Origin of the sequence: Jejuia pallidilutea (assembly GCF_002973595.1) — a bacterium.
GTDB classification, from domain to species: domain Bacteria; phylum Bacteroidota; class Bacteroidia; order Flavobacteriales; family Flavobacteriaceae; genus Jejuia; species Jejuia pallidilutea.
Genome location: NZ_PVEO01000011.1, coordinates 33,873 through 58,665, shown reverse-complemented (window position 1 = coordinate 58,665; position 24,793 = coordinate 33,873). Strand labels below are relative to the sequence as shown.

12 protein-coding genes are annotated in these 24,793 nt (G+C 36.1%); all 12 read right to left on the bottom strand.

Annotated elements, in window-relative coordinates; all coding sequences use genetic code 11:
• Positions 1-119: 119 nt before the first annotated feature.
• The 12 genes from sov to CLV33_RS15020 all read right to left on the bottom strand — a co-directional run bounded on the left by sov (position 120) and on the right by CLV33_RS15020 (position 24,782).
• Positions 120-7,343, bottom strand: coding sequence for a T9SS outer membrane translocon Sov/SprA (gene sov, locus CLV33_RS15075; RefSeq protein ID WP_105474606.1), 7,224 nt, complete (start codon positions 7,341-7,343; stop codon positions 120-122).
• Between the two features lie 6 nt (positions 7,344-7,349).
• Positions 7,350-7,931: a Holliday junction branch migration protein RuvA gene (ruvA, locus tag CLV33_RS15070; protein ID WP_042241413.1), complete on the bottom strand. Its 582-nt coding sequence runs from the start codon at positions 7,929-7,931 to the stop codon at positions 7,350-7,352.
• A 54-nt stretch (positions 7,932-7,985) separates the two neighbouring features.
• A complete protein-coding gene (locus tag CLV33_RS15065) occupies positions 7,986-10,280 on the bottom strand; it encodes an NADP-dependent malic enzyme (RefSeq protein WP_105474605.1) in 2,295 nt (764 codons plus the stop codon).
• Positions 10,281-10,331: 51 nt separating this feature from the next.
• Complete coding sequence (gene queG / locus CLV33_RS15060) at positions 10,332-11,258, bottom strand: tRNA epoxyqueuosine(34) reductase QueG (protein WP_105474604.1); 927 nt, start codon at positions 11,256-11,258, stop codon at positions 10,332-10,334.
• Positions 11,255-12,586 carry a cytochrome P450 gene (locus CLV33_RS15055; protein WP_105474603.1) on the bottom strand — a complete coding sequence of 444 codons (1,332 nt, stop codon included), beginning with the start codon at positions 12,584-12,586 and terminating at the stop codon, positions 11,255-11,257. Before CLV33_RS15055 ends, queG begins: the two co-directional genes overlap by 4 nt.
• 49 nt (positions 12,587-12,635) lie before the next feature.
• Complete coding sequence (gene ruvB, locus CLV33_RS15050; RefSeq protein ID WP_105474602.1) at positions 12,636-13,658, bottom strand: Holliday junction branch migration DNA helicase RuvB; 1,023 nt, start codon at positions 13,656-13,658, stop codon at positions 12,636-12,638.
• A gap of 48 nt (positions 13,659-13,706) precedes the next feature.
• Positions 13,707-13,922: a hypothetical protein gene (locus CLV33_RS15045; RefSeq protein WP_105474601.1), complete on the bottom strand. Its 216-nt coding sequence runs from the start codon at positions 13,920-13,922 to the stop codon at positions 13,707-13,709.
• A 165-nt stretch (positions 13,923-14,087) separates the two neighbouring features.
• Entirely contained in the window at positions 14,088-15,974 is a 1,887-nt protein-coding gene (locus CLV33_RS15040) for an OmpA family protein (RefSeq protein WP_105474645.1), read from the bottom strand.
• 19 nt (positions 15,975-15,993) lie between these two features.
• Positions 15,994-16,950 (bottom strand): PorP/SprF family type IX secretion system membrane protein, encoded by a 957-nt coding sequence (locus tag CLV33_RS15035; protein WP_105474600.1) that lies wholly within the window; start codon positions 16,948-16,950, stop codon positions 15,994-15,996.
• A 27-nt stretch (positions 16,951-16,977) separates the two neighbouring features.
• Entirely contained in the window at positions 16,978-21,663 is a 4,686-nt protein-coding gene (locus tag CLV33_RS15030) for a gliding motility-associated C-terminal domain-containing protein (RefSeq protein ID WP_105474599.1), read from the bottom strand.
• A gap of 227 nt (positions 21,664-21,890) precedes the next feature.
• Positions 21,891-23,681: a cytochrome c oxidase subunit I gene (locus CLV33_RS15025; protein ID WP_105474598.1), complete on the bottom strand. Its 1,791-nt coding sequence runs from the start codon at positions 23,679-23,681 to the stop codon at positions 21,891-21,893.
• 27 nt (positions 23,682-23,708) lie between these two features.
• Positions 23,709-24,782: a cytochrome c oxidase subunit II gene (locus CLV33_RS15020; RefSeq protein WP_042241965.1), complete on the bottom strand. Its 1,074-nt coding sequence runs from the start codon at positions 24,780-24,782 to the stop codon at positions 23,709-23,711.
• Positions 24,783-24,793 lie beyond the last annotated feature (11 nt).

Here is a 24,793-nt window from a genome sequence, read left to right as displayed (position 1 = left end):
TTTCACAAATGTATCTATTCAAAATTACATTTCAAATAGATATTTGTATCATTAACAATTTAAAAAATAAAGCGTTTTCTAGATGCTTCGGTCGTACCTCCCTTTGAATGACAAAACGCTTAATTCCCAAAATTGTACCTTAGCGTAAACCCAGAGCGTATTGTAGTTTGGGGAAAGGCTGTAGAAATAGCATAGTCTGCAAAGGCATAATCAAAATAGAAAATAGCGGTTAAATTTCTACTAAAGGCATAATCTGCCGAATATTTAAGTCCCCAAATGGTTTGCCCCGAGGTGACCTGATTGTTCTCTAAATCTAAATATCTAACAATGGTTTTATTATCTCTTACTGAAATATCTGCTTTCATATTCAAATCGCTAACTATACGTTTTTTGGGACCAGCCATTTTAGATTTTATGCGTACATCTTTTATGCGATACCCTAAGCCTAAAGCATATTCGTTACCTATAACTTCGGTAAGTAGGTTATTATCAAAACTCAAGGAAAGCAACCTGTCTTTTCTAATTTCGGCTAAGATTTTCATAGAGTTTTTCATCTCCATATCTAGTCGTACTAACGGACTAAACATCTCCATTAGGTTAATATTGCTAAACAACCGTTCGTTTTTATAATTTCCCGATTGGTCTTTGGTATCATTGTTTTCTGGGGCATCATAACCTAACGAATAATTGATATCGTTAAAATCTAAATTTGTTTGAAATTGATTAATATTATAACTAGAACGATAGCCATGAGTTACAGAAAAACGCCTAAAATTCTTTTTAAACCAAGCAAACTTCATAAAGCCAGTATACTTTATATCCCAGTTTGGTATTGGCACGCTTCTAAAAGCGTCTAGCTTTACGTTATTGGGATCTTGACCACTGTAGGCCGCCAAAAATGCTGGTAACAATACCGCTTGACTGTTTTTTCCGAAGCCTCTTGGAAAGCCCTCGGCATCTACATCATTTACATCGGCACCTCTTGCTGCAGCAACACGTCTGGCAACGGTAAGTCTGTTTGCCCTAAAATCGTTAAAGGCATCAGATGTTGTTTCGTCGCTTTTACTAAAGGCTGTTTTTATTAAAACCGTAGAAATATTAAAATTCCCAAAGGTGTTTGGTGTTAAGGCTATATAATCTAAAGTTAAAGGGTCTACCCTGTAATTTTCGGCAAAATTCTCAAAGTAGGTTTTGTTTCCTGTTATATCAATTTTTAAATCTCTAACAGGTTCTAGACTTGCTGAAATATCTAACTGTTCACTATGGGTCTGCGTAAATTGCTGATTAAATTCTTGAAACGTTGTTAACCAACCGCGTCTTGCGGCTTCTTGCCTAATATCGTTTTGTGAACCAAAGGTAAAGCCAAAAGATGGCTTTAACGTACCTACAAAACCTGGGGTTAGCGTGTAACCCGGTAAAAATGTACCATTATTTTCAGAATAGTTTATTTGTACACGCTTAATACTTGTAACAATATCTATACCTGCATTTAGAAGTTTTGTACCTGCTTTAGTGCTGTTTTTAGGTTTTTGGTTGCCTTCTGGTTGCTCTCCTGGAGGGCCGCCAGCACCTCTGGTTCTTGTTCTTACAGTACGTGTTGGCTTTTTTTCTAAACCTATGTACTTATACAAGCGCCTCATATCTAAACTTGTGTTTATATTATGAGTATTAGAGTTTTGTACTGTATGAATATCTTGCCCAAACTCCTGCCCATACAAATCAGAACCTTTTTGCCACTGAAAATCGCCGTTATATTGATACGTGGCATCTATAAAACTAAATGTTGGTATTTTGTTAAGCGGTAGTTGGTAGGTTAACCCTAAACTTTGGGTTTGCCTGTTAGGATCGCCAATATCTAAAAAGCCATCCCAAACATCTAAACGTTGGTCTTGTTCGCCAGCAATAAAATCATCATTTAAAAAATAATTTCTAACAATATTGTTATTGGCTGCTGTAAAATTTAATTGTAAGGCTTGGGTAATATTATAATTGATAGTGTATTGAAAATCGAATGTATAATTTCTTCGGAACAGTTCTTCAATACCAATATTATTGCCTGTTAAATCTATTTCCCTAAATTTTTGGCGGTTAAACTGCCTATTAATATCGGTATTAACAGCAAAACTTGTTGGTAGTAAGTTTACATTAAAATCTTTTAAGAACTTCCAATATTTTCCAGTGAACAGAGAATCGTTTTTCTTGAAGGGTTCAACAGTAATTGGGTTAAAATTAAAGGCATAATTTGCACCAGCTCTTACCGTTTTGTTTACAGAGTTTTCAATTTCGAAATCCCGATGCTCTACCTTGTTATAGGAATAATTAAACGTAAAGTTTTCCACATCATAAAAACGGGGTGTTTTTTCGGTAGTTCTATTTTTCCTAACACCTATTAAATTGATACTTTGACGCCTTGTATAATCTTCCGATTGTTCTTTTACCTCTTGTCGTTCAGCTTCAGAATTTGCAGCATCAATACGGTCTTGTAACTTTAAATCCTTGTAAAACTGATCGAATTTAGGTGTTACCAACTCTTCACTTTGCGCATAATTAAATGGCACTTGCACGCCCCATGTTTTTGGCAACAACTGCCCTACATTTACATTGGTAACCACATCGTATTGCTGTACATCCTCCAGAGCACGCTCGCTTGGGCCTTGTTCTAGAGCACCAAAACCCGAAGTGCTTTGTCTGCCCGTAGCACTAATGTTTGCAAAATCGGCAATATTAGTATCCATACTTACAACTGCGGCCCAACCGCCTTCGTTATCCATATCAGATAATCGTAATTCGTTAAACCAAACATTGGCACAAACATCGCTATTGGTAGCATTCTTAACACCTACCATTAAGGTTCTTACATCTCCAAAGTTTGGATTTCCTTTTATCGCCACACGATGTTGCCCTGTAACATATCCCGAAAATTGGTCGGCAACCGGTATAATATCGTCTCCAACAACATCATAAAATACAGGCTCCCCATTAAGCAACGTACCATCTGAAATACCTTGGGCTTTTATTTTCCCTAAAACATCAATAGCTAAATTAATTTCATTTTCAAAAGGCCACACATCTTCTCTTCGAATGGAACCTGTAGGCGATTTTACTAACGGAATTTCAATTTGGTAATAGTTATCATTTAAATCATTACCAATTCTCATAAACCCAACTAAGCGCTCGGTGTTTGTATCGTTAAATCCGTAATCATCATCTTGTGCGTGTAAAAACATTCTTAAACGTTTAAATTGGCGCATATCTATATTAATATTTTTGAATACAGCTCTAGAATCTTCAGTTTCTAAATTGCAAACATTTACTACTAAGGCCTGCTCATTTTGACGAACTACGGTGTTGTTATTAAACAATTGTTCGGGCTCGATTCCTGGTGGTCTTACATAAGAGCCTTCGTTATCAATAGTTCCAACGATGCCTACTGAAAAATCGGTGCCGTCGTCTGTGGGGTCATCATTATCTTCTGCTAAAGATTGGTTGTAGCGTCTCCAATCACTTCGCACCAAATCTAAAGTACCAAAACGAAATACTGTATTTTGATTAAAATCCTTTAAATATGTTCTTACAAAACGTACCGATCTAAAATCGGTAATACCGCCTATTGCTCTTGTACTTTTAGTTACTGGAATCCTGAACAAATACCATTTTGGATACACCACTTCTCCGTTCTCCAAAACTCGTCTGTTATCTTCACTTTGGGCTTCAACGTTTTTAGTATCTACAATAAACTCATTGTTGATATTTAAAGTAGCAGGTGTAATATCTAATTCGTATTCAAAATAACTATCAATAGTATTCATTGTGTTATCTCTATTGATATCCTCTACATCAGGTTGCGGGTTAGTACCGCGTTGTGTGTCTGTAAACACATCTGGAGTATTACCTTCCACCCCATTGAACTTTTTATAACGCTCAAAAATACCACCTTCAGCATCTAGGAAAAATGTGTAATTATCGTTTGCAGGATCTTCAAGAGCATCAAAACCTCCAGGTATTGTGCTAGCGAATGCGCGTTCGTTTGCATCACTGTACCCATCGTAACCTACATCTTGGTTGGTACGTTCTTCTCCTGTAGTATCAAACGCATACACCAAAGACTGATTAAGCGGCACCACAGAACCCCAAGTTGTTTGAGGCAGTAAACTAATATCGCCATCTTCAGGCAATCCGTTTTCATAGAGTTTTCTACCGTCTTTTATGATGTCTTCTGAAATATTACCCAAATTAAATACTAATTTACCTCCTGGGTTTGCTGGATTTTCTTGAAATGGGTCTTGCAACCAAAACTCAATATATTCTACGTTGGCTTGTTCTAAATCTGTAGATGTTAACTGTCGTGTAATACCTGCCCAACGATTATTAGGCGCTGTACTATTAGCATTTTCGTTAAAATTATAAGGCCCTCTTTCTTCAGGATAATATGCTAGATCTAATGTGAATAATATGGAATTTTGACCTTGTACTAAATCCTGTTCTGGAAATAACTCATTAATAAAAACACGACTAGTATAAAGACTAGATAAATCTTCATCAGACACACCATCGGGTCGTCTTGCGCTGTAGAAAATAGGATCAACGGTATACCAGTTTAGCATTGCTCTACCATAGCCATTTTGGATACCAGGTTGATCGTTTCCTGGAACATTTCCTCCAAGTTCTAAGGGTCTACTCGATAAAAACCAAGACTGTTGTGCTTTTAAATCTATGGCATTTTGTGTGCCTTCAAAATCATCAATATACGATGTTGCCTCTCCGTTTAAATTAGTGCCTTTAGGTGCACCCGGTGCTAAATATGCAAACTCTCCACGAAGTGAGATATTTGATGGTACATCGGTATCTATATTTGGTAATTTGTTTACCATTCTGGTTAAGAAAGGCACTTCAGAAGAGTAATTACCATTAAAACCAAAAATGGTATTGTTTATAGGTTCTGAACCAAAATTTGCTTTTTGTGTAATGGGGCGTTCATTTAAATTTAAAAGCGTACCACCAATTACAAAATTGTCATTGAATTTGTGCTCAATATTAATACCCGTAAAACGTCTGGTTTGTTGCCCAAAAACTGCATTGTTTTCTGTAGAAACCTGTATGGGCGTATTAGATGCTTTTAGAGCTTCGTCTAAAATTTGTACGCGCCCTAATTGATAATTAACAGTATAATCTACACCTTCAATTAAAACACGGCCACCAGCAGTAACCCTTACCGAACCTCTTGGCACGTTAAAAGCCCCTATAGGTATGCCATCTCCACCTCCGCTAGAACTGTAACGCCCTTTTAGTTTAAATTTGTTTTTATCGGCTTCTTCTAAAGCAGCAATCTTTGTGCTTTTATAAAGAATATCGTAAACGTATTTTTCTTGGTTGGGATTGGTAAACGTTTCTTGTTCGTATTCAAAATCGTTGTTATTAGGGTTACCATCATCATCTAAAACATCAAAAAGATAGCGTCCAAAAGGTTCTACTTTAGTGAATATTATTTTTCCGTTTTGTGGTTGTACTGTTATTCCTGGCACAAAATCAAAAAAACCATCGCCATTACCTTGTGGGTCGTTATTAAAATTCAACTTATCTAAATTAAAAAGCCGTAATAACGTAGTTTCCTCTATCTCTTTATCATCACCAGTAATAGTTGGTGTATGGTTATCAAATGCAGGAAAGGTTGTGCCTTCAACAGGTGTTATAAAGTTTAAGGGCGATGCTTCGTTATAAAAAATATTCAATGTAAAATCATCTTGACTTAGGTTGAATGCACCTGTGTCGTAGATGTTTTTCATCATTAAATCCCAAATAGGCTGTTGTACATTGGTTACACTACTTTTTAACATTTTAAGCACTAAAGCCTTATTGGTAACCTGAGTAACCTGCCCTTGGTTATTGGTACTTACCTCGTTAGGGTTAACACCATCATTGGCAAATTCACCCACTTGGTATACATTGCCGCCAACGGTAAATTGATAGGCCACTGCTAAAACCTCGTCTGCATTTAAACGTTGATTTAATGAGATATAACCTAAATCTTTATTAAAAGTATATTCTTGTCCTTCTTGTAATTTTCTAGCATTCTCAATTTTCCCATAATCTGAACCTTCATTAACACTGCCCTGTATAGCTCCAAATCCATTTTGAGCCGTGGCTATATCTCGAATAGCCTCGGTTAACACAGAACCAGATCCAATGGCTGTAGGGTCTAAATTATTGTTACCATTATCAGGAAACGATCCCGGTGGAGCTGACACTGAAATTAAAGTAGAAAACAGCTTATCAGTTTCACCTAAATCCTGTAATGCTACAATATTTCTAACATTGTCTGTTCTATTACTTCTATTAGTTATATAAACCTCAAGTCTTGTGATTTGAAGGCCTTTATTGTTAATAAACGGATAATTTCTTAGTGCTTCATCATAGGTATCCCTAAAATATTGTGCTAAAAAGAAGTGCCTGTTTTCATCATAATCCCAAATAAAAAAGTCAAACTCTTCTAGAGTACCGCCACCTTGCGCTACTACAGTATTTCCTTGCGACTGTTGTTCAGAAAACACACCTGTTACCGTAGTTCTGCCAAATTGCAATTGTGCTTTTACCCCAAATAAACTTTGTGCTCCTGTAATTAAAGAGCTATTTAAGGGCATATTCACATTACCAACTTCTATTTTTTGAATAATATCATCCTCGGTTGGTGTATAATCTAATTTTATGATATTCTGAAAATCAAAAGTGGATTGGGTATCATAATTAGCATTTACTTGAAGTCGCGTTCCCACTTTACCCAACAAACTTAAACTAATTCGTTGGTCAAAATCAAAGGTGAAATTACTACGGTTTCTTGGAGAAAACGATGGATTGTCTTGTCTTGAAAAGAGTACGCCCAAATCCATTTCTACAGAACCTTGCGGCACTACTTCAATAGTATTTCCTCCAAAAATAGTTTCGAAAAAACCTGAGTTTACATAGAATTCTGGCAATAGGTTTTTCTGTTCATCTTCCGCACCTTTCTTTTTGCCATCAAAAGCATCAATTTTTTCTTTGTAATAATTTCTTAGGCTTTCTTTTGCAACAAGGTCTTTGAATTCTTTGGGAGTTAAAATTATAGGGTAATTAATATTGAACTCGCCTATTTTTTCTGTGTAAATATACCTATCGGTAATGGGATCGTACGTGTATTTAGACTCTATACCGTTGGGCTTTGGAAATTTAATGCTCCCCAAACTAAATCCAGTTTTAGTTGAATCTTGTACAGGTTGTTGTGCCCATACCGATACCGACAAAAGCAGGAGGGCAATTAAAGCAACATAGGTTTTTATGGATTTATGACAGCTATGGTTAGTTATGTTCAAAATCTCTTATAAATTTTTTAAGGCTTGTTTTATAATGGTTTCTACTGTTGCATCAGGTTGGGACACCATAATTTTGTCCACAACGCGTTCTGCCTGTTTTTTTGCAAAACCAAGAACTTCTAAAGCAGATAACGCTTCATTTTTATTGGTATTGTCTTTAGAAACCGAAACTTCGTCTATATCGTAAATCTTTAAAATTTTATCTTTTAAATCAATAATTACACGTTGTGCAGTTTTTGCTCCAATTCCTTTTATAGATTGAATTAATGCTACATCACCAGATGCTATACCTTCTCGTACTTGTTTTGGAGTTAAAGACGATAACATTGTTCTTGCAGTACTAGCGCCAATGCCACTTACTGAAAGTAAGAGCCTAAAAATTTCGCGTTCTGCCAAGGATGAAAAACCAAAAAGTGTGTGCGAGTCTTCTTTTACTTGAAGATGCGTATATAGCTTTAACTGCTCTTTATCAGGTATTTGAGAATATGTATGTAAAGAAATATTTAACAAATACCCAACCCCGTTGCAGTCTATAACTACATCGGTTGGATTCTTCTCAATAAGTTTTCCTTGAATATGTGTAATCATGTAAAAATCCCTCTTAACCTGCCAAATGTAATGAAATTATTTACGTTTCAATACTTAAGAAATATCTTTTTCTAGTTCCCACATTTCTCTATTTTGTGCATCAACAACTGCAATTGCAGTCATATTTACAATTTCATCTACACTTGCATCAAGTTGTAGTATATGTACCGGTTTGCGCATACCCATCATAATTGGCCCAATAGAATCGGCTTCGTTAAGTTCTTTTAGCAATTTATAAGTAATGTTTGCAGCATCTAAATTAGGAAACACAAGACCATTTACCTTACGCCCAACTAATTTTGAAAAAGGAAATTGATCCCTTAGCATTTTATCATTTAATGCAAAATCGGTTTGTAGTTCTCCATCTACGACTAATTCTGGATAATTACGATGTAAAATAGATACTGCTTCCCTTACTTTTGAAGCTTTTTCGTTATCGGATGATCCAAAGTTTGAATACGAGGTCATAGCAATTACTGGCTCGAACCCAAAAGTTTTAATCACTTTTGATGTCATAACCGCAATTTTTGCTAAATCTTTTGCCGTAGGATCTATATTGATGGAGGTATCACTCAAAAACATTGGGCCTCTCTTGGTCATCATTATATTGGTAGTTGCAATTCTACTAACGCCTTTAGCCATACCAATTAGCTCTAACATAGGTTTTACTACTGAAGGATAGCTGCGGGAATACCCCGAAATTAAGGCATCTGCATCACCTTCATTCACCATCATAGCCGCAAAATAATTACGTTCGCGCATTAAACGTTGAGCCGCATAAAGGGTAACACCTCTTCGTTTTCTTTGTTCCCAATATACTTTAGCATATCTGTTTTTACGGTTGTTTTCCTCGTCTGTTTTGGGGTCAATAATATCAATATCGCCTTCAAAATCAATCTCTGCCATGAGCGCTTCTATAGTATCTTTTCTCCCTAATAAAACAGGAATAGCAATACCTTCTTCATAAGCAATTTGAGCTGCTTTTAAAACTGCCAACTGATCTGCTTCAGCAAAAACCACGCGTTTAGGACTAAGTTTTGCACGACTTAGCAATAGCCTTACCAATTTGTTATCAGAACCTAAACGCTCACGTAATGTGTCTTTATATTTCTCCCAATCTGTGATAGCCTCTTTAGCAACACCACTTTCCATAGCTGCTTTTGCAACTGCTGGAGGAATTTCAGCTATTAACCTAGGATCGAACGGTTTTGGGATAATGTAATTTCTACCAAACGCCAAACGGGTTTGCCCGTAGGCAACATTTACCTGTTCTGGTACTGGCTCTTTTGCTAAAGCCGCTAAAGCTTTTACTGCGGCCATTTTCATTTCTTCATTAATTTTTGAGGCGCGGACATCTAATGCTCCTCTAAAAATAAAAGGAAACCCTAACACATTATTTACCTGATTAGGGTGATCGCTTCTACCCGTTGCCATAATTATATCCTCGCGAGTATCTACAGCCAATTGGTATTTAATCTCGGGGTCTGGATTGGCCATTGCAAAAACTATAGGATCTTTCGCCATAGCCTTTAGCATCTCTGGTGTTACGATATCTGCCATAGAAAGCCCAATAAACACATCGGCATCTACCATAGCTTCATCTAGCGTGTCTATTTTTCGGTGTGTGGCAAATTCAGCTTTTTGAGATGTTAAATTATCTCTATCGTTACGAATTACACCTTTACTATCTAGCATTACCATGTTTTCGCGTTTCGCACCACAAGACTGGTACAAACGCGAACACGAAATAGCAGCTGCTCCTGCACCGCTAATAACTATTTTTACATCTTCAATTTTTTTATCGGCAAGTTCTAAAGCATTTATTAATGCAGCGGCAGATATTATGGCGGTACCATGCTGGTCGTCGTGCATTACTGGTATATCCAGTTCTTCTTTTAGGCGTCTTTCAATTTCAAAAGCTTCCGGCGCTTTTATATCTTCAAGGTTAATACCACCAAAGGTTGGTGCTATATTTTTTACGGTTTCAATAAAAGCATCAACATTTTCTGTATCAACTTCAATATCAAACACATCTATATCTGCGAAAATTTTAAAGAGCAACCCTTTACCTTCCATTACTGGTTTTGAGGCTTCGGGACCAATATTCCCTAAACCTAAAACCGCTGTTCCGTTAGAGATTACAGCTACTAAATTTCCTTTAGCAGTATATTTATAAGCATTATTTTTATTCTTTTCAATCTCCAAACAAGGCTCAGCTACACCTGGAGAATATGCCAATGATAAATCTCTTTGACTTGCGTATTTTTTTGTTGGCACTACCTTAATTTTACCAGGAGTGGGTTTTGCGTGGTATATTAGCGCCTCTCTACGTTTACTTTCTTCGCTCATAGGATAATTTGGTTATAAACTTCAAATATAAGAATCCTATTGATGCAACGCCTATTCTTTTAGAAATTTGATATTTCGTTTTAAGCCAGAAAACTTAGTACGTTTTACAGCAGATTTTTTAAACACCTTTTTAAATGTATCCTCTGTAATCTCTTCCCAGTCTTTTTTTGTCAAGGCCAACAATTCTGGGTGCGGATTAAACAACGGTTCTGCATGCGATTTTGAAAAGCGATTCCATGGGCATACGTCTTGACAGATATCGCAACCAAACATCCAATCGTTAAATTGCCCTTTAAATTCCGAAGGTATATTTTCTTTGAGTTCTATGGTAAAATATGAGATACATTTGCTGCCATCTACCACGTAAGGCTCTGTTATGGCTTCTGTAGGGCAGGAGTCGATACAGGCTGTACAAGTACCACAATGGTCTGTAACAGGCGTATCGTATTCTAGTTCTAAATCTATAATTAATTCTGCTATAAAATAAAACGAGCCTACTTGTTGGGTGAGTAGGTTACTGTGTTTCCCAATCCAACCTAAACCCGATTTTGCTGCCCAAGCTTTATCTAAAACTGGTGCAGAATCTACAAATGCCCTACCGTTTACTTCACCTATTTCCTCTTGGATAAAATGCAACAGGGATTTAAGCTTATCCTTTATTACGAAATGATAATCTGTTCCATAGGCATATTTAGAAATTTTATAACTCTCTGAATTTTGAACTTCCGAAGGAAAATAATTAAGCAGTAGCGATACCACACTTTTAGAACCTTCTACTAATTTTGTTGGATCTAGCCGTTTATCAAAATGGTTTTCCATATAGCGCATTTCTCCATGCATATTTTGGTTTAACCATTTTTCTAGCCTTGGCGCTTCGTCTTCAAGAAATGCTGCCCTACTAATACCACAAGACAAAAAACCGAGGCGTTTTGCTTCGTTTTTAATTTTTAAGGCATATTTAGCGGTATTGTTTATCACCTTTCTTCAAATCTTAAATTTGCATTTTTAGGTTTTAAGGTAATTAGTGGCGTAATTCCTATAGTTTTAAAATGTGGATATATTTTAAATTTTGAAACAAGTTGATTGATTGCAACAATCATTTCAAACATAGCAAAGTTATTACCTATACATTTTCTTGGACCTGCCCCAAAAGGGAAGTACTGTGATGAAAATTTTTGACTTCCGTCTAAAAATCGTTGTGGTAAAAATGCGTTGGGTTGTTCCCATAACTCTGGATGTCTATGTATTTCGTAAACCGAAAATAGCAAGTTGCTATCGGGTTCAAAATGCATACCATCAAAAGTATCAGCTTCTATATTAACGCGGTCTATAAAATATGCTGGTGGATATAAACGCATAGATTCTTCTATAACTGCTTTACATAGTTTTGATGCTGAAAGGGTTGTCATTAAATCGTCTCCTTGATTTTTATTACTCGTAACTTCATCAAAAATTTTATCTTGCCACTCTGGGTGTTGGGCTAATAATTGGCACGTAAATGTTAAAGCATTTGCTGTAGTTTCATGACCCGCAGTGAATAATATTAAAATTTCATCTAAAAGTTGTGCTTCTTGCATTGCACTGCCATCATCGTATTTAGCGTCTAGCAACATATCTAACAAATCGTCAGCCCTTTTGCCAGACGATTTTCTTTCGTTAACAATTGTTTTTAGTATTTGTCGGGCTTCAATGGTTAAATCTATATGTTTTTTTATTTTACCACTAGCTGTAAACCACCAGCCTAAATAGGGCTGTCGTAATTCTTTTACCATCATACGTTGTGCTGCTTCGGTAATGTATTGTAATCTATTTATAGAGTTTTGGTCTACAGCACTACTAAATAAGGATTTTACTACGGTTTGAAACGCCAAATCGTTAAATACAGGAAACACATTAACAACTGTATGCGGTGTGATTTTGGAGTATTCTTCTGAAATAGCATTATTAATGGATTCTGTGAGTTTATTTAACTGCTTTTTATGAAATGCTGGCTGAATAAGTCGTCTTTGTGTACGCCAATGCTCGCCTTCTGCGGTGAGTAAGCCTGTACCAACATATTTTGCTAAATCCTGAGTTTGAATTTTAGACTTTTTATAGTTTTTCTGATTTTTTTGTAACACATATTCGGCCAAAGCCGCATTCCGAGAAAAAAATACGCTGTTAGTTAACCCAATTTTTAATCGAAAAATATCGCCTAATTTTTCAAAATTTTGAAGATGAAATGGTAGTGGGTTTTGAAGAATTTCTAAAGAGTGCTTTATAAATGCTTTTAAAGGAACTGTAGGTATGTTGTTTTGTTTTGGCATATATAGGCTATCCTTAGGGTTTATATTAATAACATTAAAAATTAATCTGTTAAAACAAACCGCCTTGAATTGGCCCTTTAACTTTTCCTAAATGCTTATAGGCTTGTTCCGTCACTTCACGCCCGCGTGGTGTTCTCATAATAAACCCTTGTTGAATTAAAAAAGGTTCGTAAACCTCTTCAATAGTTTCGGGACTTTCGCTTACTGCTGTAGCAATTGTGGTGATACCAACAGGACCTCCTTTAAATTTATCGATAATGGTAGATAATATTTTGTTATCCATTTCATCTAAACCATGCGCATCTACATTTAAAGCCTCCAAAGCAAATTTTGCGATTTTTATGTCTATGCTTCCGTTGCCTTTTATTTGAGCAAAGTCGCGAACACGTCGTAGAAGCGCATTGGCTATTCTTGGTGTACCACGGCTTCGTCCTGCAATTTCAACTGCAGCTTCCATAGTTATTGGCACATCTAAAATCATGGCACTTCGCTGTACAATGGTAGTTAGTAAATCGGTTTTATAATATTGTAACCTACTTTGAATACCAAAACGTGCTCGCATTGGCGAGGTTAGCAATCCTGAACGCGTTGTAGCGCCTACTAAAGTAAATGGGCTTAAATTGATTTGAACGGTACGCGCATTTGGGCCCGTTTCAATCATAATATCAATTTTATAATCTTCCATAGCTGAATACAAATACTCCTCTACTATGGGACTTAAGCGATGAATTTCATCAATAAACAACACATCGCGTTCGTCTAGGTTGGTTAACAAACCTGCTAAATCGCCCGGTTTATCTAATACTGGACCAGAAGTTACTTTAATGCCTACATCCAATTCGTTAGCCAAAATATGGGCCAAAGTTGTTTTACCTAACCCTGGAGGACCATGAAACAATGTATGGTCTAAGGCTTCGCCTCTTAAGTTGGCTGCTTTTACAAATATTTGTAAGTTTTCCAACACTTGGTCTTGACCTGTAAAATCATCAAATTCTAAAGGTCTTAACTTTTTTTCTACATCTAATTCTTCAGGTGAAAAATTGTCGTTTGTTGGATCTAGGTTTTCGTTCATTTTTACAGTGTGGCTTAACCCGATTGGTTATTCGGAGTTATAAAACATTTAAAAAGTTAAAACATTCGAGGCTTTAAGAATGTAAACAAGTACAAGAACAATTACAGCACTTAACCCAAGAACACCTTCCCAATGATAGATACTCCAAAATTCTCTTCTAGTTGGTGTTCTACCATTTATTTTTTTAAATCTTTTGTAAGCTAATTTATGGATAATATAACCTACTAATAAAAACAAAAGTATTGCAGCTATGTAATATACCATATACTTACTAATTTAATAGGATAAAAATAAGTAAAACAAATGACTTACTTGGAAAGTATTGAATGATAAATATGTATAAAAAAAAGCCTTTCAACCACTAACAATGTTAGGTGAAAGGCTCTTTCGGCTTTTGGCTGATTTATTTCCTATTAAGGCTGAAAAAAATTATTTTAAAATTGTAAACTCACAACGCCTGTTAATATCGTACTCTTCGTCATCACAAATACCTTCTTTTACGCACTTATTAAGTGGTTGCATTTCGCCGTAACCAATACTTTTTAATCGGTTACGTTCAATGCCTTGGCTTACTAAATATTCTAATGTTGAAGCTGCTCTTCGTTTAGACAGCTCTAAATTGTATTGGTCTGGTCCGCGAGCATCGGTATGTGCAGATACTTCAACTTCCATAGACGGGTATTTTTTCATTAAATCTACCAATACATTAAGTGTAGTTGCCGCATCTTCTCGAATATCAGACTTATCAAAATCGAAGAAAATCTTATCTAACTCTACTTGTACATTGCCGTCTTCTTTTTCTTTTACGCGCTCTTCGGCATCTGCAAAAGATTCTAAACTCAGGTAAATATTATGTTGTACTTTACCCTTACTATCGGTTGAGAATTCTACATCTTGAGGAATATATGCTTTACGTGTTCCTCTTACTTTATATTTTTTGTTTGGTTCAATTTTGAAAATGTAATACGCATCATCGCCTACAATAGTATCTTGAATTACGGTATCAGATTCATCAAATAAGGTTACTAAAGATCCTGCTAAAAGTGCTTTACTATTTAAATCTTCTACAACACCTTCAACTTGATACATTGTTAATGGATTTTGTGCTCTTGCAAAACCATATAACCTATCGTATCCACTTTTGTTGGAAGACACAAAACCTTTATTGTCTTTCTCTCTTACCACATAGGCAAAGTCGTCTAATGGACTATTAATAGTGCTTCCAAGATTTACAGGTTTATCAAATTCACCATTTACTAAATTACTTCTAAATACATCTAATCCGCCATAACCTAAATGTCCAATAGATGAGAAATACAATACATTGTATTTACTCATAAATGGAAACTGTTCTCTATGTTTTGTGTTAATGGTTTCTCCTAAATTTTCAGGTTCGCCATACGTACCATCATCATTAATAGCTACTTTATAAATATCAAAACTACCGTACGTCCCTGGCATATCACTAGCAAAATATAGCGTCTTCTCATCGGTACTCAAAGCAGGATGCTCTGTACTATAAGCGTTTGACGTGAATGGCAATGCGGTAACATTTGTCCATTCGCCATCTACCAATTCAGCTTTGTATATTTTAATATGTGCAATACGCTCTTCGTCTGTTTTTTTACGAGTTGTATTAGTTCTATTGAAATACATAGTCTTACCATCTTTAGTAAATACAGCGTTACTTTCGTGAGATTCTGTATTTATAGATTCTGAAAATGGCTGAACATTTTCAAGAATATTTTGACTATTTAAAGTACCGCTATACAAATCTAAATACGGTAAATTATTCCAAGAGTATGCTGGGTTTTCAGAATTTCTAGCAGAAGCAAATGCTACTTTATCGTCACCATAAAACGATAAACCAAAATCGCTAATTGAATTTTTGTTTTCAATTTGTTGTAATTTGAATGTGTGCGGTGTAGTTTTATCGGTTGTTTCAATAAAGGCCAAGGTATTTATTGGTTTATTGTAGTAGCGTGTTAAATGCTTATCGGCTTCCTTGTACTCCTTTACACCTTTAAGTGCTTGCGCAAACCTAAAGTGATATTCTATATCAATAGAATCTCCGTATTGCACGAATAACTCTCTGTAGGTTTTAATAGCCTTTTGCAAACTTGCATTGTAATAATAACTATCTGCCAAATTCTGAAGCACTTCTTGATTGCGCTCTTTGGTTTCGTAAATTTCAGCTGCGTCTTTGTAAGCTCTCATTTCAAAAAGCTTATTCACGCGTTTTAAATTTTTCTTTTGAGCAAAGCCTGTTCCACTAACTAATAAAAGGCTTGCGAATATGTATATAAATTTTTTCATGTTTCCTTGTATTATAATGTTAGAAGAATCTTGGTGATCGATCATATCCGTTTTTGAAACCGAATAAATCCACATCAAACAAAATGAATATTTCGTGAGAGCCTGAATTGAAATCGCCTAAATTGTTGGTTGTATAATCGTAGGCATATCCAATTCGTAAATCTGGAGTTACTCTAAAATTCACTAAAGCACTCATGGCATCTCCCAAACGATAGCCTAAACCAGCTTCTAACTTTTCATTAATCAATACATTGGCAGTAATATCTAAAGCTAAAGGCGCACCCTTGACTGATCTAGCCATAAATGCAGGTTTTAGTTTTAATTTTGAATTAAGATCAAAAACATAACCTCCTGTAAAGAAATAATGCACATTTTCTACTCCAGTGGCTTTTATACCGTTTTCATTCTCCAAATGTTTAGTGGACAACATATTAGGTGCTGAAACACCCAAATAATAATTATCTGTGAAAAAGAAAGCACCAATTCCTAAATTTGGAAATGCTCTATTGATGTTTTCGTTAAACGCTATATCAGTATTTGTACCACCAGATTGTAATTGCAATCCATTAAAATTGGTATCAAACATTCTAACACCAGCCTTTAATCCGAAGGATATTTTTGTTTCAATACCAACAGGTAATACATAAGCGAAATCTGCAAATATGTTATTCTCATTTACAATATCACCAATATTATCGTTTGTGAAAGAGATACCCATTTCTATTTTATCATTAATAGGTGTATGGGCAAAAAAGGTACCTGTTGAAGGCGCACCTTCTAATCCAACCCATTGGGTTCTGTATAGTCCACCAAGATTTAAAATACCTTCTTCTGCTGTTGCATAGGCGGGGTTAATTACACTCATATTATACATATACTGTGTGAATTGTGGGTCTTGTTGGGCAAAACTTTGTAATGACAGGAACGTCAGACTTAACAAAGCAGCTATTTTATGATATATATTTAATGTTTTCATTGTCTTAAATTTTGCTGTATCTATAAATTATCTGCTTAAGTATAAGCGTCCTTGTTCTGGTGCATCAACTCCGTTATTAAATCTAAAGATGTAGAAGTACACACCTACTGGCAAATCGCCTTTTACAACAACTCGTCCTTGGTTTGATGTGCCATCAAATCGTGGTGTGCTTGCATTACCCTTGTACACTAAATTTCCGTTTCTATTGAAAATCTCAAGTTCGAAGTTTGGATATAAAATATCTAGATTGTCAATATCATAAGTATCATTAGTACCATCTCCGTTTGGTGAAAAGCCATCGGGTAAACTTATCTTACCACAGGCCGTAATATCTGGAGTTACCGCTAACCGTACTGAGCTTTCACAACCTGTAGTTTGATCGATTAATGCCGCGTAGTAAGTACTGTTGTTTCCTAATGCAGCATCCTCAGGAATTACTGTTCCTCCTGTCGGGACATCATACCATACTATATTATTCAATGCTGAGTTGTACTCTACAATATTATCAGATAATGTCCTTAGCGTTGGACCATCATTAATACAGTAATCTTCACCAGCGTCAGCAAGTGTTGGCGTTGGCGCATCATTTACTGTTGCATCAATTTGAACAGCTACCGAAGATTCACAACCCGTACTATTGGTTTGAGTTGCGTAATAATCTTCACCGTCAACTAACGTTTCTGTTCCTGATAGTGGTAAGGTTAAAGCAGCATCTTCATACCAATTAACCGTCCCTGTAAATCTTATACTATTGTTTAAATCAGTTACAGTAGGGCTATCTGCTAAACAAAATGTGGGGTTAGGATCTAAAACTACCACTGGCAAGCTATCATCAATGGTTACTGTTACTTCTGCTGTTGCATCAGGTGCACATGGTGCAACGGCCACAACTGTATAAATGTATGTTCCTGCGTTATCTACAGCTGGGTCAAAAACTCCAGTACCGCTAGCTAAAGCAGGAGACCAAGTTCCTCCAGTTTGTGCGTCAGTTCCTAAAAGTGTAAACAAATCAGTTGTTGCATCTCCAGCACATGCTGCTAGTGTCGCATTTGCTCCAGCATTTGGTGCTTCTATAACTGTAACCACCACTTCGCTACTTACTGTACCACAAGCATTAGTTATTGTATATGTGTATGTTCCTGATGCATCAGCAGCTGGATCAAAATCACCCGTTCCGCTAGTTAAAGCTGGTGACCAGGCACCGCCTATATCAGCAGCTCCTAAAAGTGTAAATAAATCTGTTACAGCGTCTGTACTACAAATATCTAGAGTTGTATCTGCTCCAGCACTCTGAGGTGCTTCAATAGTTACAGTTATTGTTGTACTATCATCCACACAAGGCGCTGCACCTGTTACTGTATATGTAAAATCGTATGTTCCAGCAGCTAGTCCTGTAGCATCAAGGCTATTTCCTGTTAATGCGCCTGTAGCATCGTCATCATTCCATGAACCTCCTGTATCTTCTGTACCATCTAATCCATCGAATAAATCAATATTGTTATTATCATTACACGCTATAATTGCTGAAGTGTTAGCATTTCCTGCATCTGGAGATTGATAAATGGTAACATCTACTAGAGTTCTAATTGAAGACTCACAATTTATTGTACCATCTGTTTGGGTAGCGTAATAGTCTTCTCCATCTACTAAGGCAGTGGTTGCATCTAAAGGAGAACCACCAGTTGCAGCATCATACCATTGAATTGTTGTTCCTGTTGCTACTAAATCGGCTACTGTCGCACTATCACAAAATTCTTGTGAAGCAGAAGCTGTTGGTGCTGGTGTGTCATTAATTACAACACTTACAGTAACATTAACATCATCACAACTTCCTATGGCATCAACATCGTATGTAAAATTATAGGTTCCAGCGGCAAGTCCATCAATAGTTAAAGTGTTTCCAGACAAAGCTCCTGAAGCATTATCATCGCTCCAAGTTCCTGCTTGATCTTCGCCTTCTAATAAATTAAATAAATTATAGGTTTGCGCAGCAGTGATTTCAGCTATACAAAACTCAATTGGCGTATTTACTGTTCCTGATTCTGGCGCATCTTCTACAGTAACAGTTACGGTTGAACTATTGGTACAATTATTTGCATCTGTGATTGTATACGTAAAATTATAACTTCCAATGGTAAGCGCTGTTAAATCTACATCACTACCAGTTAAAGCGCCTGAAGTATTATCATCACTCCAACTTCCGCCTGTATCTTCTCCTGATAATTGTCCGAATAAATCTAGTGGCGAATTTGCCGCTAAATCATTTTCACAAAACGTAGCTGATGATGGCGTACCCGTATTTGGCAACGGATTAATGATGACTTGAACTGTTACTAATGGGTCATCACAACTGCCAATAGCATCTACGTCAAATGTAAAATCATAGGTTCCGGCGGTGAATCCTGATAAATCGATTGGGTTGGTTGCGGTTGCCCCTAAATTGTCTGTTCCAACAAACCATGTTCCTGTTTGGTCTTCGCCATCTAACAAATCGAATAAATTATAACTTGCTGGTGCTGAACCTTCACAATATTCTACTGGCGTATTTACCGTTCCTGATTCTGGCGCATCTTCTACGGTAATAGTTACTGTTGAACTATTTGAACAGTTATTTGCGTCCGTAATTGTATACGTAAAATTATAACTTCCAATGGTAAGCAATGTTAAATCTACATCACTACCCATTAAAGCGCCTGAAGTATTATCATCACTCCAACTTCCGCCTGTATCTTCTCCTGATAACTGTTCGAATAAATCTAGTGGCGAATTTGCCGCTAAATCATTCTCACAAAATGTAGCCGATGATGGCGTACCCGTATTTGGCAACGAATTAATGATGACTTGAATTGTTACTAATGGATCATCACAACTTCCGATAGCATCTACATCAAATGTAAAATCATAAGTTCCTGCCGTGAATCCTGATAAATCGATGGGATTCGTTGCTGTTGCTCCTAAATTGTCTGTTCCAACAAACCATGTTCCTGTTTGATCTTCACCTTCTAACAAATCAAATAAGTTATAACCTGTAGGTGCTGTACCCTCACAAAATTCTACTGGTGCGTTGGCTGTTCCCGATTCTGGTGCGTCTTCAATAGTGATTGAAATTTGTTCAGAATCTGAGCATGTACCATTATCAATTGTATAGGTAAAAAGGTAAGGGCTTCCAGCAACAGTAAAACTAGTAATATCTAAAGAATTCGAAATAGTAGTATTACTTGTATCGGTCCAAGTTCCTAAGTTATTATCCTGTGAACCATCTAAAGCATCAAATAAATTAAATGGTGAATTCGCAGCCAAATCATTTTCACAAAAGGTTTGGTTTACTGCAACTCCTGCATTTGGATCAGCTAGTATGATAACTTGTACTGTAGTTGATTCCTCTGGACAAGGATTAGGTAATAAATTTTGAGTATAAGTGAAATTATATGTTCCTGGTGTAAACCCTGTAAAGTCTACTGGAGAGGTAATTACAGGATCTGTACTTAGAGTACCTTGAGTCCATTGTCCGTTAGGGTCTTCATTATTCAATAAAGACGATAAATCAAAGCTAGTAGGGAGACCAGACTCACAGAAAGATGCTGGATTTATAGCAGAAGGAACACCAGAAGTAAGGGTTTCATAAACCTCAATAGACACAGTAGCAACAGCATCAGGACAAACACCTGTGCTAGGAATCGTATATGTAAATGTATATGTTCCTGCTGTTGTTAATGTTGAAATATTAACGGTGCCTCTAAAGCCATTTGATGTTGCTAGTGGACCTGTCCATGTTCCTGTATTATCTGGAGTCCCGCCTAATTCATTAAATAAATCAAAATCTGCGGCAGGTAAACTATCATCGCAGAATTCTAAATTAGCTGAATTTCCAGCTTCAGTAGGCGTATCAATACTCACCGATACAGCAACAGCATTACTTACACAAAAAATATCATCTATTTGTACATAATACGTATTACCATCTACTAAGGGTGTAGTAGGTGATAAAGCTGGTGGGATTGGATTTCCAGATCCATCCACATTACTATACCATGCAAAATTGGTTACTGCTGTTCCTGGATCTAAATTTCCAACAACAGGATTGCTATCTGAACAAAACTCTTGCGGTGTTGCGGGGGTTGGGTCGGTTGGAGCAGTAAACACTCCTACTTGACCAATCTCAATTTGACTTTTACAGCCTCCATTATCTACAAAAACAATATAATAATTTGATGCACCAATAGGAATCGTATCGATTGGATTTGCCTGATTGGTTAAATCGAAATCATTGTATATTTCAACTGAACCACCAGAAGGAATGCTTCCCTGGAGCACATCATCAATATAGGTTTGAATTGTAGCGCTCTCGTTACTACAATAAATACGATCTAAGTTTTCTCCTGAAGGATCAACTTGGATATCTATTGTAACAGACGGCCTAACTCCACATGTACCTGAGCTATCATCTGCATAATATGTGCCTTCTACTACAAGTTCGTTACTATTGAATGGCACTCCGCCTGAAGGGGCGTTGTACCACACAATACCATTACCATTATCGGTAGCAAATGCATTTAAATCATTAAAAGTGTAGCCTGAAGCATCACAAATTGGAGGAGGGTTTGAATTGCTTATTGTTGGACATTGCGCTATCGCTGTAAGCGACAGTAACAAAAACAATAAACTAAAGGAAGTACTTAAGTACGAGCTCCTTGAGGTAGTTTTGTTTTTCATTTTTTGAATGGTTAAAAATCATACTTAATAGCAATAGGAAAGGGTAAGCACTATTTCTTTTATTAAAAACGTGACTTAATATTTTTCCGACTGCAATTTAACTGATTTTTTTGTATTTCATCGGTTTTTTTGTAAAAATTTTACTTTTCACCGAAAAAAAAGGTCTTTAAACAGAAAAACCCGTCCAATAGGACGGGTTTTTAACGTAAGATATATATTATTAAAAATTAATGCTGTAATTCTTCCTCTCCTTCTTTTAGAGGTACATTTTGAGGCACAAAATCTACATCATGTCCTGGCTTGCTATAATCATAAGCCCAACGGTGTACATGAGGAATTTCTCCCGGCCAGTTACCATGAATATGTTTTACTGGTGTAGTCCATTCTAAAGTTGTAGATTTCCAAGGGTTTTGGGTAGCTTTTTTTCCAAAGAATATGCTTCCAAAGAAATTGTATAAATACACCAACTGAAACGCACCTCCTATTAATGCAAATATGGTAATAATTACATTTACATTAGCTATATCATCGAATAGAGGGAAATTAGTATTTGTATAATAACGTCTAGGTAAACCTGCCATTCCTATAAAATGCATAGGAAAGAATACGCCATAGGCACAAACCGCTGTTACCCAAAAATGTAAGTAGCCCAGGTTTTTATTAATCATTCTTCCAAACATCTTAGGATACCAATGATAGATACCTGCAAACATTCCATATAGTGCAGATATACCCATAACTAAATGAAAGTGAGCTACCACAAAATAGGTATCGTGAACATTAATATCTAAAGCTGAATCTCCTAAAATAATCCCTGTTAACCCTCCTGTGATAAATGTTGAAACAAAACCAATAGAGAATAACATTGCTGGATTCATTTGCAGGTTACCCTTCCATATGGTAGTTATCCAGTTAAATGCTTTTACTGCTGATGGTATTGCAATAAGTAATGTTGTGAAAGTAAATACCGAACCTAAAAATGGATTCATACCAGATACGAACATATGGTGTCCCCAAACTATAGTTGATAAAAATGCTATAGCCAAAATTGAAGCAATCATAGCACGGTAGCCAAAAATAGGTTTTCTAGAATTAGCTGCTAGTATTTCAGATACAATTCCCATTGCTGGAAGTATAATGATATAAACTTCTGGGTGACCTAAAAACCAAAACAAGTGTTCGAATAATACAGGAGATCCTCCTTGGTAATGTAAAACTTCGCCTTGTATGAATATATCAGACAAAAAGAATGATGTACCAAAGCTTCTATCCATTATTAACAATAAAGCTGCAGATAATAATACTGGGAAGGAAATAACACCAATAACAGCAGTTATAAAAAACGCCCATATTGTTAACGGCAGTCTAGTCATAGACATACCTTTTGTTCTAAGGTTAATTACTGTAACAATATAATTTAAAGATCCTAACAATGATGATGCTATGAAAATAGCCATAGATACCAACCATAAAGTCATACCTGTTCCAGAACCACCTTGAGCCATTGGTAAAGCACTTAGAGGAGGATAAATTGTCCATCCTGCTGCTGCTGGTCCTGCTTCAACAAATAGAGAGATTACCATGATAACGCTTGATAAGAAAAACAACCAATACGATACCATATTTAAAAACCCTGATGCCATATCGCGAGCACCAATTTGAAGCGGAATAAGAAGGTTGCTAAATGTTCCACTTAAACCAGCTGTAAGTACAAAAAATACCATTATAGTACCATGAATGGTTACAAGGGCTAAGTAAATATCTGCATCCATAACACCTTCTGGTGCCCATTTACCTAACAAAGCTTGAAAAATCACATTTGGCTCTTCTGGCCATGCGAGTTGGATGCGGAATATTAAAGACATTAATATTCCTATAACTCCCATAATAGTACCTGTTATAAGATACTGTTTGGCAATCATTTTATGGTCTTGACTAAATATATATTTAGTTATAAACGTTTCTTTATGATGATGTCCGTGGTCGTCGTGAGCGTGAGTATCTGCGTGTGCTGACATAATCTATTATCGTTTTTCTTTTTTGTATTAATTAATTAGAGAGTTCTTGAATTCTTTTTGTTCTGCGATCCAAGCATTATATTCTTCTTCTGTTTCTACTACAATCTTCATTTGCATGTTGTAGTGGGATGTACCACAAATTTTATTACAAAGTAAAAGGTAATCAAATTCATAAGGTTCTAAGGCATCACCTCCCTCATCTATCAATTTTTTACTTTTTTCTACTCTAATCTCGTTAATATTTTTAACCTTATCTTGTATTTCAGTTCTTTGTCTCATTTCAGCAGTTGTAACTGTAGGCGTAAATCCAAATTGGGTAATCATCCCAGGAACACAGTTCATTTGTGCTCTAAAATGCGGCATATATGCAGAATGTAATACGTCTTGAGAACGCATTTTAAATAAAACTGGTCGTCCTACAGGCAAATGTAATTCTGTTGTAATAATATCATCTTGAGCATTAGGGTCAGATTCATCTAAACCTAAAATATTTGCACGATCTATATCTATTAAACGTACGTTAGCTTTACCTAGAGTATTATCGGCTCCTCCGTAGCGAGCTTTCCAGTTAAATTGTTGTGCATATAGTTCTACTACCAAAGGGTCTTCACTTTCGTCTACACCCATAATATTAATCCAGGTGTTTAGCCCCCATATTACTAATCCTGCTAAAACAATAACAGGGATAATTGTCCAGATAAACTCTAATTTATTATTATCGGCAAAAAACAAAGCTTTTTTCCCTTTTTCGCCTTTGTATTTAAAAGCATAATAATGCAATAGAAATTGTGTAACCGTTTGCACGAAAAAGATAACAATTAAGGTTACAATCATTAAATTATCAATTGTTGGACCATGCTCTGAAGCCGAATTGGAAATTAAAGGTAAATCTCCCCATTTAACAATAGATATAATGGTAATTGCATAAATGAATATTAAAAACCCCATCATGAGATAACCATTTACGGTATTATCTTTATCAGTGGCTACTCCCGAAGCATCCGTTTCGTTTTTAGCTTGTGCCAAATCGAAAATTTTAACCATTTGCCAAATGGCTATTAGAATAAATACTAAAACTATAATTGTTAATAAAGCAGTCATTGTTATCAGTC

Bases quoted from the DNA above. Each gene is read 5' to 3' on its own strand.
- ruvA (WP_042241413.1), bottom strand. From the start codon at position 7,931: ATGATTACACATATTCAAGGAAAACTTATTGAGAAGAATCCAACCGAT.
- CLV33_RS15055 (WP_105474603.1), bottom strand. From the start codon at position 12,586: ATGCCAAAACAAAACAACATACCTACAGTTCCTTTAAAAGCATTTATA.
- CLV33_RS15065 (WP_105474605.1), bottom strand. From the start codon at position 10,280: ATGAGCGAAGAAAGTAAACGTAGAGAGGCGCTAATATACCACGCAAAA.
- CLV33_RS15040 (WP_105474645.1), bottom strand. From the start codon at position 15,974: ATGAAAAAATTTATATACATATTCGCAAGCCTTTTATTAGTTAGTGGA.
- ruvB (WP_105474602.1), bottom strand. From the start codon at position 13,658: ATGAACGAAAACCTAGATCCAACAAACGACAATTTTTCACCTGAAGAA.
- CLV33_RS15035 (WP_105474600.1), bottom strand. From the start codon at position 16,950: ATGAAAACATTAAATATATATCATAAAATAGCTGCTTTGTTAAGTCTG.
- CLV33_RS15030 (WP_105474599.1), bottom strand. From the start codon at position 21,663: ATGAAAAACAAAACTACCTCAAGGAGCTCGTACTTAAGTACTTCCTTT.
- CLV33_RS15020 (WP_042241965.1), bottom strand. From the start codon at position 24,782: ATGACTGCTTTATTAACAATTATAGTTTTAGTATTTATTCTAATAGCC.
- CLV33_RS15045 (WP_105474601.1), bottom strand. From the start codon at position 13,922: ATGGTATATTACATAGCTGCAATACTTTTGTTTTTATTAGTAGGTTAT.
- CLV33_RS15025 (WP_105474598.1), bottom strand. From the start codon at position 23,681: ATGTCAGCACACGCAGATACTCACGCTCACGACGACCACGGACATCAT.